At 71.8% G+C, this 14,531-nt stretch carries 15 protein-coding genes and 2 pseudogenes; 7 read left to right on the top strand and 10 right to left on the bottom strand.

What is annotated here, in order from left to right:
- The 3 genes and pseudogenes from ACFWU6_RS25830 to ACFWU6_RS25820 all read left to right on the top strand — a co-directional run.
- Window positions 1-327, top strand: a pseudogene (locus ACFWU6_RS25830) (cytochrome ubiquinol oxidase subunit I); the annotation flags it as partial.
- A 77-nt stretch (window positions 328-404) separates the two neighbouring features.
- The gene (locus ACFWU6_RS25825) at window positions 405-737 is read left to right on the top strand and encodes a hypothetical protein (RefSeq protein WP_383983309.1); all 333 of its coding nucleotides are present in this window, start codon (window positions 405-407) and stop codon (window positions 735-737) included.
- Window positions 738-837: 100 nt separating this feature from the next.
- Entirely contained in the window at window positions 838-1,323 is a 486-nt protein-coding gene (locus ACFWU6_RS25820; RefSeq protein ID WP_383983307.1) for an SPW repeat protein, read from the top strand.
- Window positions 1,324-1,432: 109 nt separating this feature from the next.
- Here the strand turns inward: ACFWU6_RS25820 and ACFWU6_RS25815 are convergent, their stop codons facing one another.
- The 4 genes and pseudogenes from ACFWU6_RS25815 to ACFWU6_RS25800 form a co-directional block, all read right to left on the bottom strand.
- Window positions 1,433-1,921, bottom strand: coding sequence for a MarR family winged helix-turn-helix transcriptional regulator (locus tag ACFWU6_RS25815; RefSeq protein ID WP_383983305.1), 489 nt, complete (start codon window positions 1,919-1,921; stop codon window positions 1,433-1,435).
- A gap of 27 nt (window positions 1,922-1,948) precedes the next feature.
- Entirely contained in the window at window positions 1,949-2,419 is a 471-nt protein-coding gene (locus ACFWU6_RS25810) for an STAS domain-containing protein (RefSeq protein WP_383983303.1), read from the bottom strand.
- Window positions 2,416-2,619 carry a hypothetical protein gene (locus tag ACFWU6_RS25805; protein WP_383812285.1) on the bottom strand — a complete coding sequence of 68 codons (204 nt, stop codon included), beginning with the start codon at window positions 2,617-2,619 and terminating at the stop codon, window positions 2,416-2,418. The genes ACFWU6_RS25810 and ACFWU6_RS25805 overlap by 4 nt, the downstream gene beginning before the upstream one ends.
- A pseudogene (locus ACFWU6_RS25800) lies at window positions 2,616-4,117 on the bottom strand (PP2C family protein-serine/threonine phosphatase). The gene ACFWU6_RS25805 and the pseudogene ACFWU6_RS25800 overlap by 4 nt, the downstream one beginning before the upstream one ends.
- A 498-nt stretch (window positions 4,118-4,615) precedes the next feature.
- Here ACFWU6_RS25800 and ACFWU6_RS25795 point away from each other — a divergent pair.
- Both ACFWU6_RS25795 and ACFWU6_RS25790 read left to right on the top strand, forming a co-directional pair.
- Window positions 4,616-5,467 (top strand): MEDS domain-containing protein, encoded by an 852-nt coding sequence (locus ACFWU6_RS25795; protein WP_383983301.1) that lies wholly within the window; start codon window positions 4,616-4,618, stop codon window positions 5,465-5,467.
- Window positions 5,464-6,420: an anti-sigma factor RsbA family regulatory protein gene (locus ACFWU6_RS25790; RefSeq protein ID WP_383812282.1), complete on the top strand. Its 957-nt coding sequence runs from the start codon at window positions 5,464-5,466 to the stop codon at window positions 6,418-6,420. The genes ACFWU6_RS25795 and ACFWU6_RS25790 overlap by 4 nt, the downstream gene beginning before the upstream one ends.
- Before the next feature lie 53 nt (window positions 6,421-6,473).
- Here the strand turns inward: ACFWU6_RS25790 and ACFWU6_RS25785 are convergent, their stop codons facing one another.
- The 6 genes from ACFWU6_RS25785 to ACFWU6_RS25760 all read right to left on the bottom strand — a co-directional run bounded on the left by ACFWU6_RS25785 (window position 6,474) and on the right by ACFWU6_RS25760 (window position 11,658).
- On the bottom strand, window positions 6,474-6,884 hold the full coding sequence (locus tag ACFWU6_RS25785) for a response regulator transcription factor (protein WP_383812280.1): 411 nt from the start codon (window positions 6,882-6,884) through the stop codon (window positions 6,474-6,476).
- The gene (locus ACFWU6_RS25780) at window positions 6,881-7,999 is read right to left on the bottom strand and encodes a PAS domain S-box protein (RefSeq protein WP_383983299.1); all 1,119 of its coding nucleotides are present in this window, start codon (window positions 7,997-7,999) and stop codon (window positions 6,881-6,883) included. The genes ACFWU6_RS25785 and ACFWU6_RS25780 overlap by 4 nt, the downstream gene beginning before the upstream one ends.
- On the bottom strand, window positions 7,996-8,652 hold the full coding sequence (locus ACFWU6_RS25775; RefSeq protein ID WP_383812276.1) for a response regulator: 657 nt from the start codon (window positions 8,650-8,652) through the stop codon (window positions 7,996-7,998). The genes ACFWU6_RS25780 and ACFWU6_RS25775 overlap by 4 nt, the downstream gene beginning before the upstream one ends.
- Before the next feature lie 32 nt (window positions 8,653-8,684).
- Window positions 8,685-9,200 carry an STAS domain-containing protein gene (locus ACFWU6_RS25770; protein ID WP_383983298.1) on the bottom strand — a complete coding sequence of 172 codons (516 nt, stop codon included), beginning with the start codon at window positions 9,198-9,200 and terminating at the stop codon, window positions 8,685-8,687.
- A gap of 365 nt (window positions 9,201-9,565) precedes the next feature.
- Complete coding sequence (locus ACFWU6_RS25765; protein ID WP_383812273.1) at window positions 9,566-9,850, bottom strand: hypothetical protein; 285 nt, start codon at window positions 9,848-9,850, stop codon at window positions 9,566-9,568.
- Between the two features lie 659 nt (window positions 9,851-10,509).
- On the bottom strand, window positions 10,510-11,658 hold the full coding sequence (locus tag ACFWU6_RS25760) for a S1 family peptidase (protein ID WP_383983296.1): 1,149 nt from the start codon (window positions 11,656-11,658) through the stop codon (window positions 10,510-10,512).
- A gap of 502 nt (window positions 11,659-12,160) precedes the next feature.
- Between ACFWU6_RS25760 and ACFWU6_RS25755 the strand changes: the two genes are divergently transcribed.
- Both ACFWU6_RS25755 and ACFWU6_RS25750 read left to right on the top strand, forming a co-directional pair.
- A complete protein-coding gene (locus ACFWU6_RS25755) occupies window positions 12,161-12,445 on the top strand; it encodes a chaplin (RefSeq protein ID WP_383812269.1) in 285 nt (94 codons plus the stop codon).
- 527 nt (window positions 12,446-12,972) lie between these two features.
- Window positions 12,973-14,004, top strand: coding sequence for an aminotransferase class I/II-fold pyridoxal phosphate-dependent enzyme (locus ACFWU6_RS25750; protein WP_383983294.1), 1,032 nt, complete (start codon window positions 12,973-12,975; stop codon window positions 14,002-14,004).
- Window positions 14,005-14,531 lie beyond the last annotated feature (527 nt).

Here is a 14,531-nt window from a genome sequence, read left to right as displayed (position 1 = left end):
AACACCTTCTCCTCCATCGGAGCCTTCCTCCTCGGCGCGTCCACCCTGCCGTTCTTCTACAACGTGTGGAAAACCGCCAAGTACGCCCCCCGCGTGAGCGTCGACGACCCGTGGGGCTACGGCCGCTCCCTCGAATGGGCCACCTCCTGCCCGCCGCCGCGGCACAACTTCGTCACCCTGCCCCGCGTCCGCTCCGAGGGCCCGGCCTTCGACCTCCACCACCCCGAGATCGCGGCCCACGACCCCGGCAAGCACGGGAAGCGCGACATCCTCGACGAACCCGGCGCGGCCACCCATGAGGGGCCCGACGCCGGACGGAGCGTCTGACGGTGGGCGCGGCGGGACGGGCGGGACGGCAGGGGCGGCCCGATCCGCGGCCCCCGGGCGCGCCGAGGCCGCGGCGGGTGGCCCGCAGGGAGGCCGCCGAGGGTCTGGTCCGGCTCGAGGGATACCTGTGGAGCGAGCGGGCCCGGGCCGAGGGCGCCGAGGCGGGCCGTGCCTTCGCCGGTCGGCTCACCTGGCTGGGCCCCGACGAGCAGGCCGAAGTGGCCCGCCACTTCGCGCAGGTGCACGTACAGCTGCGTCGCCACATGCTCGGTGAGGCAGTGGTCCGGGCGCGGGAACTGCGCGGCGAGTACGGCCGGCGCTATGCCCGTCTGCGCCTGCGCCTGGCGGCCCTCTCGCTCTCGGCGGTCGTCGGCGCGGTGTCCGGCGGTTGGTACCTGTGCATGCGATGAGCACCTCGAGCGAAAACGGGAAGTCTGACCCGTTCTGCTTGTGTTTATGTCGGTTTTATGGGTAAGCGATGGGGTGCACACCTCACCTTCGGAGGCCATCATGGCGTCTACTCATCGCGCACCCATCGAAGAGCACCCGGACCTCATGGAGCTGCGGGAGCGACACGACCGCGCCGCCGCCACCCCCCGTGCTCAGATGGTCGAAGCCCTCGCTCTCCTCACCGGCCTCTACCTGGCGGCGTCCCCGTGGATAGCGGGCTTCAACGACTCCGTCACCCTCGCCGTCACCAACCTCATCGCCGGCATCGCCTACATGCTGCTCCTGGGAGGCCTCGGTTCGTCCTACGAGCGCACGCACTCCATGGCCTGGGCCGCGGCGGCCATCGGCATCTGGACCTGCCTCGCCCCGTGGGTCGTGGCGGGCGACGTCGCGCAGACCCGCTCCATCACCAGCAACCTGATCACCGGCCTCATCGCCACCCTCCTCGCCCTCGCTGCCGCATCGTCGGCGCGCGACCGCGCCGACCGGCCGCGCGGCGCCGGGGCGGGCGCACGAGAGCACCGCACCATGCCCGGCGACCGCTGAACGCCGGACCCGCCGCGGAGCCGCCGGGAGAGCTCCTCTCCCGGCGGCTCCCGGTTCCCGGCCCCCTATCGAGCTGAGCGGGCCGAGCGGGCCGACGGGGCCGCGCCGATCAGGCCGGGTTCTTCTGCTGGGGGACACCGGCCGTTCCCGTGATGCCGAGGTGCAGGGCGGCGAGCCCGGCGGCCAGGGCCTCGCGGCTGTCCGAGGACATCGAGTCGAAAGCGCGGGACAGGCTCTCCTCCCGGCCGGCCCGTATCCCCGCGAGGTGCGCCTCTCCTGCCGCGGTGAGCCGGAGGGTGAGTTCGCGTCCGCTGTCCGCGCAGGGATGGCGCTGGAGGAATCCGAGGGCTTCGAGGCGGTCGCACAGTCGGGTGATGGAGGGGGCGGCGGCGTCGAGGAGGTGCGCCAAGGCGCGCATGCGGATGCCCGGATGCCGCTCGACGACGTACATCAGGCGGAGCTGCACCGTGGAGGCGGGGGCGGCCGCGGTGGTCTGGCGGGCGTTCTCCCACATGACGTCGAGGAGCTCGACGATGCCGCTGACGGCTCGCGCCGCGTCCTCATCGGCCCGGTGCGGCCCGGGGGGTGGTGAGGGCATCTGCGTTCCCCTTACGCGAGCGAGTCGTCACGCGAGCGAGTCGTCCGGGGGCGCCGGTCGGACGCCGGCGTCCGGGCCGCTGGACCGGACGGACATCGGTTCCTCCGAAGCGGAGGGTCGTATCCCCGCCGCCGCGGCCGCCGCCGAGCCTGACCGGCCGCCCGCGCCCGCGCCGGTGAGGTAGTCCAGGGTACCGGTGACCTTCAGCATCCGGTCCAGTTGTGCGGGCCGGCCGTCGATGCGCAGGCGGACGCCCGCGGCGTCGGTCAGCCGCCGGACCATCAGCAGCGTCGACAGTCCGCTCGAGTCGACCGCGACAAGGCCGGCGCAGTCCAGGTGCAGCTCACGCAGGCCCGTGACCTCGGCCAGCACCCGGGTGGCGGCGTCGAGGAGAGCGCCCGCGTACTGGTAGTCGAAGTCGCCGCGCAGTGCGATGCGCACACGGTCGTTCGTGTCGACGCGCGTCAGGTCGAGCGGGCTGGAGGGCAGGTGCGTCATTGGGAGATCCCGGCGGAGGTGAGAGGGGCACAGGTCAGGCGCGCGGTGCCGGATCGCAGGACGGCGGCGCGGGGGAGGTCCTTCAACGCGCGGCCGAAGACCTCCAGGGCGGGCAGGAGACGGCCAGGGGCACCCGCCGTGCTGCCGGTGACCGGGATCTCCTGCGGGCTCGTGCGGCTCGCGCAGCTCATGCGGCTCATGCAGTGAACCTGCCCCGCGTGTGGCCGTTCACCGCGCTCAGGAGATTGGTGTGCGGAGCGGAGACCACCACGACGGCCATGTCGTCGTGCCGACCGCTGCCCACCCATTGGGCGGCGAGCATCTGCACGCGCTCCACCACGGCCTCGGCGGGCATGCCGGCGCACTCCGACAGGACCCGGCGCAGGCGCGCCTCGCCGAACATCGCGTCGCCCAGGGGGCCGCCGCGCGCCTCGGTGATGCCGTCGGTGTAGAGGAGGCAGATCTCGCCGGGCACGAGCGTCACCTGTACCGTCTCGGCGGTGACGTCCGGCAGCGCGCCGACCAGCGTGCCGCGGGTGGGCACCTCCTCGACGCGGCCGTCGGCGCGCAGGACCAGGGGAGCGGGATGCCCGGCGCTGGTCAGCCGCAGCCGTACGGTATTGCCCTCGCGGGCGGCCGAGGCCAGCACCATGGTCGCGAACCGGGCGTTGTGCGTGTTCAGCAGCGCGGTGTTGAGCAGGCTGAGCATGCGCAGGTGGTCGTCGGCCATCGGCAGCAGGGCGTGCAGGGTGTTGCGGATCTTCCCCGTCATCACGGCGGCTTCGAGCCCCTTGCCGCACACGTCGCCGAGCACGACCAGCGACGCGTCACCCTCCACGGCGGCGGGGTGGACGTCGTAGAAGTCCCCGCCGATCCGCTCGTGGTGCTGCGAGGGCCGGTAGCCGCCCGCGTACTCCACGCCCGACACCTGGTGCAGGGACGGGGGCAGCAGCTCGCGCATCAGCGTCTCGGTGATCGAGGCCTGCTCCGCGTACAGGCGGGCGGCCGACATCGCCGCGCCGGCGCGGGCCGCGAACAGACGGGCGAAGACCTCTTCGCCCTCGGTGAACGCAGCACTGCTCGCGGCCCGCAGGAGGACCAGGGCCCCCGCGGGAACTCCGTGTCCGGGCAGCGGGGTGATGACGATCGACCCCACCGCGCCGAAGCCCTCGGGGATCAGCCAGGCCGGAGCGGAGGCGGGATCGATCCAGCGGGAGGGGACCGGGGGAACCCCTGAAGGGCTTCCCCCAGCCCGGGCACCTCGTCCGCGGCGGCGGCCACACGGGACATCGACGGTGTTCCGCCGCGCAGACAGGTCACCACCGGGAGCTCGCGGCCGCGCGAAGGCGCGATCACCAGTGCCGCGTCCGCGAGGCGTTCCGCCGCCATCTGAGCCGTGACGTCCATGCAGCGGTCCGGATTGAGGGAGGAGAGCAGGAGGTTGGACGCGTGGGTCAGGAACGCGGTGCGCTCCCGCTCCATCCGCAGCGCCTCACGGGCGAGTCGGTGGTCGGTGTCGTCGACCAGCCACCACACCACCGTGCCGTCGCCGCGGACCGTCGGATGCGCCTCGTACGCACGGTCGCCGACCGGGCCCTGTGCGGGATCCGGACCGGTACCGGGTGGCAGCTGTGCGGGAAGGGGGGACAGGGCGCGGGCGTGCGCGCAGGACAGCCAGGGCGGCACCGCGCCCGCCATCGTCGAGCCGGTACGGACCTGGGGGAAGACCAGGCGGGCCGCGTCGTTGGCGAACACCACGAGGGACCGGGCGTCGGCCACGAGGACGGGGTACGGGCCGCTGCCCCACGGAACGTCCACTGCGGCCGGAGTGGAAGGGGTCTGGGTGGAGTTCACCACACGTTGAGGGCCCGCTGCGCGGACCCCTCACCTCAATTGCCTCGAAGAAGGAATACTTGCCCTGAGGCAACCATCCCCCAGGCGCCCTCCCTCTCGCAACCACGCCCCCTCGGCGCGTCGCCTCGCACCGCTCATCGGACGTCGCCGACCTTCGACCGCGGGACCTGCCACCGCCTCCCAGGGGTCGGCGACCGCGCGGACGGGCCGGGCGTCCCGCTGCGGGAATCCGCCCCCGTGCCTCGGCGCCCAGCGTGTCGTACTCGTGTGGTTCCATGTTCGGGTAGGCCGTACCGGACGGGACGAGGGGCACGCGGCGTGGCGATGGTGCGAGGAGGGGCGGTGCCCCCTGAGCGGGGCCCGCTGGACGGATGCCATTCCAGCGTGGTCTTCTCCGACGACCGGCAGTGGGCCGAACACCTCAGCGCCGTCGTCCGCGGCGGACTGGAAAAGGGCGAGCAGGTGCAGTACTTCGCGGACACCACCGCCCCCGAACGCGTCCTGCGTGCGCTCACCGATCGCGGCATCGACGCGGCGGGGGCCGTGACGCGCGGACAGCTGTCCGTTTCGGTCGCCGCCCAGACGTACCTCGCCGGTTCAGGATTCGATCCGGACGCGACGATCGGACGGTGGCACGACGCGGCGGCTGCTGCCCGCGCCGCGGGGTACCGCGGGCTGCGGGCGATCGGCGAGATGTCCTGGGGTGAAAGGGACATCGTCGGCGCCGACCGGCTGCTGGAGTACGAACTGCGCATCCACCGCGAGGTCTTCGCCCGGCTGCCGTTGACGGGGTGGTGCTTCTACGACCGCCGCCTGATGTCCGAGGCGTGCATGAGTGCGCTGGCGAGCGCCCACCTGACCCACAGGGGGGAACCGTACGCCGCACCGGCACTACGGGTGGCTCCGCTGTCGGACCGACCCGGCCTGCTGATGGCCGGATCGGCCGGATACGACACCCGGACCGCGGTCGCCGCCGCGGCCGCCGTCGTCTCAGGCGCGGCGGACCGGCAGATGGAGCTGGACCTCGCGGCCCTGCGCCACCTGGACGCGGCTTCGCTGGCCGCGCTGGCCGACGCCGCCGCCGGGCGGCCGGGCGGTACGCCCCTGAAGGTCCGGCACGCACCGCCGCCACTGCGCCGCCTACTGCAACTGTTCCCGGAGCTCGATTCCGCGGTGGAGGTCGTGAACCGATGACAACCTACGGGCCGACCTCGGCCGGCCCCGGCCGACAGGACGCCTTCTACCACCCGGCACTGTTCTACGGCACCCAGGACGAGTACCTCGACGGCGTCGGGACGTTCGTCCAGGACGCCCTGGACCGCGAAGACCCCGTGCTGGTGGCCGTGCCGGGCCCACGCCTCCCGCTGCTGCAGGATCGCGTCCAGGGCGACCGCGAGCGCGTCACATGGGTGGACATGCACGAGGCGGGGCGCAACCCGGGGCGCATCCTGTCGATGCTCCAGGAGTTCGCCGACCGCGCCGGGGACGCACCGCGGGTCTCGGTCGTGGGTGAGCCGATCTGGGTCGGGCGCACGCCGGCTGAGGCGTGGGAGGCGACGCGCCACGAGGCGCTCATCAACCTCGCCTTCACCGGGCGTCCGGTCTCCATTCTGTGCCCCTACGACACGGCGCTGCCCGGGGAGGTGCTGGCCCAGGCGTACCGCACCCACCCGGTGGTCGGCGATCCGGGGGCGTACCGTGCCAGCTCCCACTACACCGATCCCCACGAGGTCAGCCGCGACTGCGACATCCCGCTGCCCGAGCCGAAGGACGCCGTCGTCGTCCCGTTCGGCGAACGGCGGCTGGCGTTCGTGCGCGACGAGGCGGACCGCTGGGCGGCCGACGCCGGTCTGCCGCAGGCCCGCCGCACGGACTGGATACTCGCCATCGCCGAGGCGACCAGCAACTCGGTGCGGCACGGCGGCGGCCGCGGAATCCTGCGCCTGTGGTGCGCCGACGGTGAGTTCATCGCGGAGATCAGTGACCAGGGAATGCTGGCCGATCCCCTCACGGGCCGCCGCCGGCCCGACCCCCGGGGGGCGAACGGCGGCCGAGGCGTGTGGATCATGCATCAGCTGTGCGACCTGGTCGAGATCCGAGCGGGAGTGCAGGGGCTCGTCCTGCGCCTGCACATGGGACCCGGGTGAGGCGCGGGAGCTCCCCCGCGACGGACCGCATCCACCCCCGCTGACCCCCGGTTTCAGCGGGGGGCTGCCGCCCGGCGCAGGGCCGCGAGGAGTTCCCGGTTGCTCACGCCCTTGAGCACGTACGCGCACACCCCGGCGCTCATCATCTGCTCGACGGTGCCCCGGTCGTCGTACGCGGAGAACGCCACGATCCGGCTGGCCGGGGAACACCGTGCGATGTCCCTGGCAACGGACGGACCGCCCCCGGGGAAGCGGACGTCCAGGACGACGAGGTCCGGTTGACGGCGGCCGGCGAGCTGCCGGGCTTCCTCGCCGTTGCGCGCGGTGCCCACGACGTGCAGGTCGGGCTGTGCCTGCAGGACCTCGCCGAGGGACTCCAGGAGCATCACGTTGTCGTCACACAGGATCACGCTGAGCGGCGAGCCGGGCGAGCCGGTGCAACCGTCCGGTGGCGCCGCGGTCATGGCGCCTCGTCCGTCGATGCCGATGGCGATGCCGGCGACGGCAAGGGGAGCGGGTTCGGCACCCAGAACTCGACCGTCGTCCCCGTTCCGGGCCGGCTGTGCATGGACCACCATCCTCCCGCCGTCTCGGCCCTCTCCCTCATCTCGATGACCCCGAAGTGATCGCGGGCGCCGTCCCGGGCCGCCGGGGCGCCCGTTCCGTCGTCCACCACCCGCGTCACGATCCCTCCGTCGGCCGACGTGATGCGGACGTCGACCCGCGTCGCCCGTGCGTGCTTGTACACGTTCAGCAACGCCTCCTGGACGATGCGGAAGATGGTGATGGCCGTCTCGGGCGTCGGTTCGCGGTCCAGCTGGTGTTCGAAGGCGTAGGGCATCCCCCAAGAGCCCAGGACGTCGTCCAGGTGACTGGAAAGCCCTTCGACCAGGCCGTGCCTGTCGATCCCGGGCGGATGCAGCCGAAAGGTCAGGCTGCGGAGGCGCCCGATCGCCTCGCGCACCGACGCGTCGAGCCGCTGCAGTTCCGCGGAGTAGGGCTCCGGCACCCGCTCGGCCAGCAACTCCAGCCGCATCGCGGCGGCCACCATGGTCTGGATGGAGTCGTCGTGGACGTCCCACGCGATGCGGCGCCGCTCCGTCTCCTGCGCCTGGACCAGATGGTCGAACAGCCGCCGTCGCTCGCTGAGGGCGTGCTGTGCTGCCCGTCGCTCCGACATGTCACGGGTGACCTTGCCGAATCCCTGGAGTACGCCCTTCTCGTCCCACAGGGGGGTGATGACGACGTTCGCCCAGAACCGGGAGCCGTCCTGCCGGACGCGCCAGCCCTCGTCCTCCAGCCTCCCGTCTGCCACGGCGGTCTCCAGCTCCCACTGCGGCTTGCCCGACGACTGGTCCTCGGGCGGGTAGAAGACCGAGAAGTGCTGTCCGAGGATGTCCGCGGCCCGGTACCCCTTGATCCGCTCCGCCCCGGCGTTCCAACTGATGATGTAGCCCTGGGGGTCGAGCATGAAGATGCCGTAGTCCAGCACCCCCTGCACGAGCAGGGTGAAAGCCGCCTCCGACAGCGGAGCCGCCTCCTTGCGCGCCCAGGTCTGCTGGCCGGGCTCCCGCGTCACGTCAGGAGCCCTTCACGTCGCGCGATCGCCACGGCTTCCAACTGCGAACGCGCACCCAGCTTCTCCAGCACCCGCTGCACGTGGTTGCGCCCCGTGTTGAGGGCGACCCCCAGCTGATCGCTGATCTCCGCGGTGGTACGCCCTTCCTTTAGCAGGTCGAGAGCCTGCCGCTCCCGCGGGGTCAGGTTCGCGCCGAGCCCCGGCGCCCTGCCGGTCAACCGCTCCAGCACGTCGCCGAGCAGGTCCTGACTGAACACCACCTCGCCCGCGGCCACCCGGCGAACGGCGTCCTCCAGCTCGCTCAGGCCGCGGGCCTTCAAGATCAGGCCGGCTCCGCCGGTCTCCGCGACGCGCGCCGCCACCGACCCGCTGCCCTCGCCCGCCAGGACCAGGACGCGCACGCCCGGAACGAGTGCCAGCAGGTCGGCAATGGCGGCGACCCCGTCGCCGTCCGGCAGGCGCCGGTCCATCAGTACGACATCCGGCTCGCACCGGCGCGCGTCGGCCAAGGCCGACGCAACCGACGCGGCGCGTCCCACGATCCGCAGGTCGGGCGAGCGCTCCAGGGCGAGGCATATCGCCTCGGCCACCATGTCGTGGTCCTCGACCACCAGGATTCTGACCGGTCGGCTGTTCGGGGGAGGTGAAGGCATCGGTGCATCCTTGCAGGTGGCGGACCGCACGATCATGCCAGAAGGTCCCGGAGCGGTGACTGCGCGACGGTCGCCGCATCCGCATCCGCATCCGCGTCACGCCGGGTCGGGACCCCGCCGGAAGGCAAGGGCAAGGGCGGGGGCGAGGGCTCCGTGCCGGTGGTCGGGCCTCCCTCGGTGAGGACCTCGCCCGTCCCGGTCAGATCGAGCAGCCGTGCCAACGCCGTACCGATCCCTTCCGCGACGAGGTCCACGCCTGCCCGCAGGGCCGACGTCCGTACCTCGAGCAGGGCGCCCAGGCCGGCGCAGTCGCAGAACGACAGGTCCGTCAGATCGAGGCGGAGACTCGTCGGCCGCTCCGCCAGGCACGCCGCCACCGCGTTCCGGACGTAGGGGGCGGTGTCCCAGTCGAGTTCACCGGCGAGGGTCACGCGCGCGCTACCTGCCTGGACCACGGCGTGCGACGTGAACGGGCAAACGGTCACAGCGTCCCGCACCTCTCCGTGACCGCGCGGCGCGCACCGGCGCAGCGCGGGTCCCACGAGCATTCCTGCGGAAGAGTCCCTGTTGCCAGCTGCCGCATCACTACCCCATAGCGCGAGGACACCAGTGTCACTCTAGTGAATCTGCACTAGAAGCGGAAGTCAACACGGGCCAACGGCGACGCGCAGTTCGGCCCGTTGCCGGCGCGGTGCGGGTCCTGCGGCGGCCAGTACCACCGCGCCTGGCGGCGAATGTTTGCCGCCCAGCCCGTGCAGGGGCGGGCGTGCCCGGACCGTGTGGCAGCCGCGGTCACGGTCTCGGGCGGCGCCGTCCGGCCGCGGCGAGGCGCGACCGGGCGCGGCCTCCCTCCCCACCGAGTGCCGCCTCGCCGGGTAGCAGGCATGTCGGGGACGGTGCGGCTGCACTACCTTCAGGTGCCGACGGCGGTTACGCCGAACATCAGGGTGCGGCGGCTGACGTCGTAGTGCACGGTCGGCGTGTTGCGCAGGAGGTCCTGGAGGACGTCGGCGTCGTCGATGTCGACGGTCAGCACCTCTTCCCAGGCGCCTTCGTCGAGTACGAGTTGCAGGGTGAGGGTGCCTTTTGCAGCGGGCTCGCCGGCAACCCAGCTGAACTGGTAGTGGCTGAGTTGGCGGACCTTGATGCTGTCGTCCGTGACGGGCTGCGTCACCTTGGTCGTGGTGGCTCTGGCCATGGTGTTTCTCCTCGCGTGAATGATGTAGGTGGGGACGGGGCCTCCCCGGGCCCGCGGTCAGCTCGTAGCCGGTGTGCAGGGGTGCGTGACCAGCCCAAGGGTCAGGCCGACGCCTTCCCCGGGCCCGGCGGGTGAGCTCAGCAGCAGCCGGTCGTGGCGCGGTGGTGGCTCGTACGGCGTACGGCGGCCATACCGGTTCCTCCGGCCACTGCGCATGACCGTGTTGCGTTCAGACGTTTGCGTCCTTTCAGACACACGCGTCCCTGCGGTCGCAGGGCAGGGCACCGCAATCAGGCTCAGCGGGATCGGCCGCACCGGCCAGTCGAGACGCGCACATGGCCCAACCCCACCCCGTAAATCCCGGTGACGAGGGCTGCTGCCTGGCAGCCGCCGCCCAAACCAGACCCGTAAGGCCACGGGAGGTCCGGGATCCGGACCGTGCGTCAAGCCGGGTGGATTCGGATTCGGTGCTGTCCGAGCCGCTTCAGGACCCGTCATCTGTGGGCTTCCTGCAATGACGACACGAGCTGCATGTCACCCACGAGGCGCAGCCCGGAGCAGGCGACGTACAGCGGGAGGGGGGACCAGGCCGTGGTCGGGAGCCGTGAGCTGCTTCAGTCAAGCGGGCAGGCGGGCGGCGTAGCGGGTGTGCAGCACGGTCAGGCGGTGTGCAGGGTCAGCCCGTAGCGGCCGAGGATCTCGTTGACGGGCTGGAACCAGGTCTCGCCGCCGGAGGAGCAGTTGCCCCAGCCGCCGGAGGTCACGCCCTGAGCCTGGTCACCGCTGATAAACGCGCCACCGGAGTCGCCGCCCTCCGCGCACACACTTGTCTTCGTCATCTGGTGGACGGCGCCCTGGCTGTAATTGACGGTCTCGTTCTTCGCCAGGACGGCGCCGCAGTGCCACCGGGTGGTGGAGCCGGAGCGGCAGATCGACGCGCCCACGGGCGCCTCGGCGGAGCCGCGTACCAGTCGGTCCGGGACCGTGCCCCAGCCGAGCACCACCGGTACCGTCCACCAACCGCTGTGGACGCTCACGTACGCGTAGTCGTCGCCGGGGAACGAGGAGCCCTGGAAGGTGCCCATGGCAGATCCGTCCCAGCCTCGGACCGCAGCGCCCGCCCGTGCGCAGTGACCGGCGGTCACGAAACCGCCGTGTACGGAGAAACCGATCGAGCAGCGGACGTTCCCGGTGTAATACGGGTCCCCGCCGACGGTTCCGGCGGCGTATGTGCGGGGCGCGTCGGCGGTCTCGGCCGTGGTGACGGGGCCGATTCCGCGTGCCTTCTCTACGAAGGCGCGAACGGCAGGCGCTTCCTGCTCGGCCCGCACGACCGTGATGACGACGCTGTTGGAGCGCGGGTCGACGTGCCAGCCAGCTACGCCGGTGGGTGCGGAAAGCGTGTCCAACCGGGCCTTGGTCCGGTCCAGCGCCGCCTCGGTGTGCCGGACGATCCGGGTGTCGGCGCCGAGCGCACGTACCTCAGCCTCCTCAGTGCGGTCGGTGAGGGCGACGACGAGTCGTTCCGTGGTCGGCTCGTACCACGACCCGCCGTACGCGGCGCCCGCGGCCTGCCGGGCGGGCTTCTCGACGGCAGTGGCGGTCTTCTCCGCACGCAGCCGTTCCTCCGCCTGCGAGGGGGTCAATCCGAGGTCGCGGCGCAGGGCGTCGAGTAATCCGTCCGAGGCGGACGGGGAGGACGGTCGCGGCTCGGTCAGGGGGGCGCCGTTCGCGGTGCCGGCGGAGCCGAGGCTGAGGGCCAGCGTCAGCGCGGCGACCGCGGAACGAACGGGAGCGGTGTGTTTCACGAGACCTCCTGGGGCGGGGCACAAGAAGGTGGAGAGCGCAGACTGCGTTGAGAGCGCTCTCAGTGAGTTGGCGGCTCACAGTAGTCCCGGATTCCTGACAGGTCCATACCAAGGAAGCGCCGCTGGTGGCCCTCTCCGCCCGCCCGCAGGCGCTCGTGGCCCCCGGCGCGATCCGCAGCGCCAGGACACCGGGGGCCTCGAGCCGCCCGTCTCCCACTACCGGCCCCGCGGGCCGTTCTCTGCCAAGCTCGCCCACGCCTGCCACGCAGTCATGACTGCCGGCGCGGCAGGTCAAGGGGTGTCCCGCTCGATCAGTCTCGAGACCCCGCGCTCAGCTGATCCGCGCCTGGCCGAGTGCACGGGCTGGATCGGCCGATGGGGTTGCATGTGGCTTTCAGGCCGCTGATTCGGCCCATTGCCCGTGACGGTGGGGCGGCTGAGGCCGTTGTGGGGATGTCCATGCCGTACTTCTTGCGGCACCTGTGAGTTGAAGGAGATTTCGATGTCGCGTTTCGCCAAGGCCGTAGCCATTGCCGCTGCCGCTGGTGCTGTCCTGGCAGGCGGGGCTGGTGTGGCCGCCGCCGACGCCGCGGCCGAGGGCGCTGCCATCGGCTCCCCGGGCGTCCTGTCCGGCAACGTCGTTCAGGTGCCGATCCACATCCCGGTCAACGTCTGCGGCAACACCGTCAACGTCGTCGGCCTTCTCAACCCCGCCTTCGGCAACACCTGCATCAACAACGGCGGCTCGGACGGTTACCACAAGGCCGACCACCACGGCGAGCACTGACGCCCTCGGTTTCTGGACCGGGCGCGCAAACCGACCCGGTCAGTACCGCCCCGTGTGCCAGCCGCAGAGCACAGCCCGGTACAGACTGGCCTCCCTGCCCTCCAGGGAGGCCAGTTTCATGACCATAGAGTCCTGGCCCGCGATGTTGAAGCGGGCGTATGGGCCGATCGCCCCGCCCCGACCAGCCGCTCGCCTCGCCTCTGTGCCGCTCCTGGGTGTCCTACCGGGTGGAGCACCTGAACCGCCTCGGCGCGGCCGCAAGGCACCGGAGGTCCCCTGTCTGCTACGTCGCTGTAGCTCACGCGCATGATGGTGTCATTCATCAGGAACGGGTCCGGAGAGATCCGAGACGTCTCAGTCCGCCACGGCTGCAGGTAGAAGGCGTGCCAGATGCTCTTAGGGGATGCCGCTGTCATGGTGCTTTCTCAGGAGGGCCGCTGTGAACTTGTTCCCCCTGTCCGGAGCGGTCTCGCCCGTGAGGCCGGCGCCGGCGAGGGCCGTTCGCACCGTCCTGTGCGTTAGCGGGCTTGCTGTGCTCGTCGGCGGGTGCGCTGCGCCCGCAGCCCGGGTGGACGGGGCACGGGCTGCCGCTGAAGCGTCTGTTTTTGGCAGAACGCCCCGGGGCAGGCGGGCGGCATGGACCACTCGAAGGCATCGGTACTCGATGCGTTGGCCGCCTACCACGAAAGCGGCCAGACCCCTTTCACGCCCCCGGGACACAAACAGGGTCGGGGCGCCGACCCCCGTGTCCGGGCCGTGCTCGGCGAAGCCGTTTCCGGTCCGACGTCCTCGCCACCAGCGGCCTGGACGACCGCACGTCCTCTCACGGGATCGTGGAGGAGGCGCAGGCGCTGATGGCCGAGGCCGTCGGGGCGGACCACGCATTCTTCTCCACATGCGGCAGCTCCCTGTCGGTGAAGTCGGCGATGCTGTCCGTCGCCGGTCCGCACGAGAAGCTCCTCGTGGGACGGGACGCGCACAAGTCGGTCGTCTCGGGCCTGATCCTTTCGGGCATCCAGCCCGTCTGGGTCGACCCGCAGTGGGACGCAGAGCGCCACCTCGCCCACCCGCCGACCGCTGAGGCCTTCGAAGCGGCCTTCGAAGCGGCCTTCGCCGAACATCCCGACGCCCGTGGCGCGCTGGTGACCACTCCTACCCCCTACGGCACCTGCTCGGACCTGGCCGCCATCGCAGAGGTGTGCCACCGCCGCGGCCGCCCCCTGATCGTCGATGAGGCGTGGGGTGCCCACCTTCCGTTCCACCGCGACCTGCCGACCTGGGCCATGGACGCCGGCGCCGACGTGTGCGTCACCTCCGTCCACAAGATGGGCTCCGGCCTGGAGCAGAGTTCCGTCTTCCACCTGCAGGGCGACCTGGTCAAAGCCGAAGTCCTCAAGAGCCGGGAAGACCTGCTCGGCACCACCAGCCCCTCAGTCCTCATGCGCCCGGCATTCCGGCGGTCCTGCCGGGCGAGCGTCTCACCGCAGAGGTGCTGCGTTACCTGCGGACCGGGGTGGAGTCCGGCATGGTCGTGCCGGACGCGGTCGACACGGAAGTGACGAGCATCCGCGTACTCCGCGAGCGGTGAAAGAAGTCTTCGAACTCGTTCTCGTAGACCTCAGGGTGGCTGCGGCCGGACGGTTGAGCCGGCCAGCTCCAGCGCGGCACCTCCGACCGGATCCGCAACCGGCGTGTGCACGAGCGCACCGGCGACGAGGTCCGGTCTCCGACGTCAGCCGGGCGAGCTGCGCCGCCACCGCGGAGCGCAACCGCTCGGGCGGGGTCCGCTCCACGAGGGCGCCGAGGTCGAAGTGGCGTACGACGGTGACTGGGTGCCGCGCCTGCGGCACCTCGTCGAGGACCGGCGGCAGCAGCGCGCCGGCCAGTGGCGCCACCGCGTCGTCCGCAGGATCCCAGCTGATGCCGTCGTCCGCCGTCAGACCTGCCACCAGCCGCGCGTAGGCGGCCGTCGAGCCGGGCCAGGGATCACCTCGTGTCCCTGCTTCGCCAGCCGCACCACCCGGGTCCCGCGGGACAGCCGTCCCAGCACCTCGGGATGGCCGAACTGGGCGTCACCGCCCTTCTG

The organism is Streptomyces sp. NPDC058674, from assembly GCF_042716505.1.
Lineage (GTDB): Bacteria > Actinomycetota > Actinomycetes > Streptomycetales > Streptomycetaceae > Streptomyces.
The sequence above is the reverse complement of the archived record's forward strand: the minus strand, read 5'-3'. Positions and strand labels throughout refer to the sequence as shown.

What these genes read in the sequence shown, in the direction of transcription:
- ACFWU6_RS25820 (WP_383983307.1), top strand. Translation starts at nt 838, where the DNA reads ATGGCGTCTACTCATCGCGCACCCATCGAAGAGCACCCGGACCTCATG.
- ACFWU6_RS25815 (WP_383983305.1), bottom strand. Translation starts at nt 1,921, where the DNA reads ATGCCCTCACCACCCCCCGGGCCGCACCGGGCCGATGAGGACGCGGCG.
- ACFWU6_RS25810 (WP_383983303.1), bottom strand. Translation starts at nt 2,419, where the DNA reads ATGACGCACCTGCCCTCCAGCCCGCTCGACCTGACGCGCGTCGACACG.
- ACFWU6_RS25805 (WP_383812285.1), bottom strand. Translation starts at nt 2,619, where the DNA reads ATGAGCCGCATGAGCTGCGCGAGCCGCACGAGCCCGCAGGAGATCCCG.
- ACFWU6_RS25790 (WP_383812282.1), top strand. Translation starts at nt 5,464, where the DNA reads ATGACAACCTACGGGCCGACCTCGGCCGGCCCCGGCCGACAGGACGCC.
- ACFWU6_RS25785 (WP_383812280.1), bottom strand. Translation starts at nt 6,884, where the DNA reads ATGACCGCGGCGCCACCGGACGGTTGCACCGGCTCGCCCGGCTCGCCG.
- ACFWU6_RS25775 (WP_383812276.1), bottom strand. Translation starts at nt 8,652, where the DNA reads ATGCCTTCACCTCCCCCGAACAGCCGACCGGTCAGAATCCTGGTGGTC.
- ACFWU6_RS25770 (WP_383983298.1), bottom strand. Translation starts at nt 9,200, where the DNA reads ATGCTCGTGGGACCCGCGCTGCGCCGGTGCGCGCCGCGCGGTCACGGA.
- ACFWU6_RS25765 (WP_383812273.1), bottom strand. Translation starts at nt 9,850, where the DNA reads ATGGCCAGAGCCACCACGACCAAGGTGACGCAGCCCGTCACGGACGAC.
- ACFWU6_RS25755 (WP_383812269.1), top strand. Translation starts at nt 12,161, where the DNA reads ATGTCGCGTTTCGCCAAGGCCGTAGCCATTGCCGCTGCCGCTGGTGCT.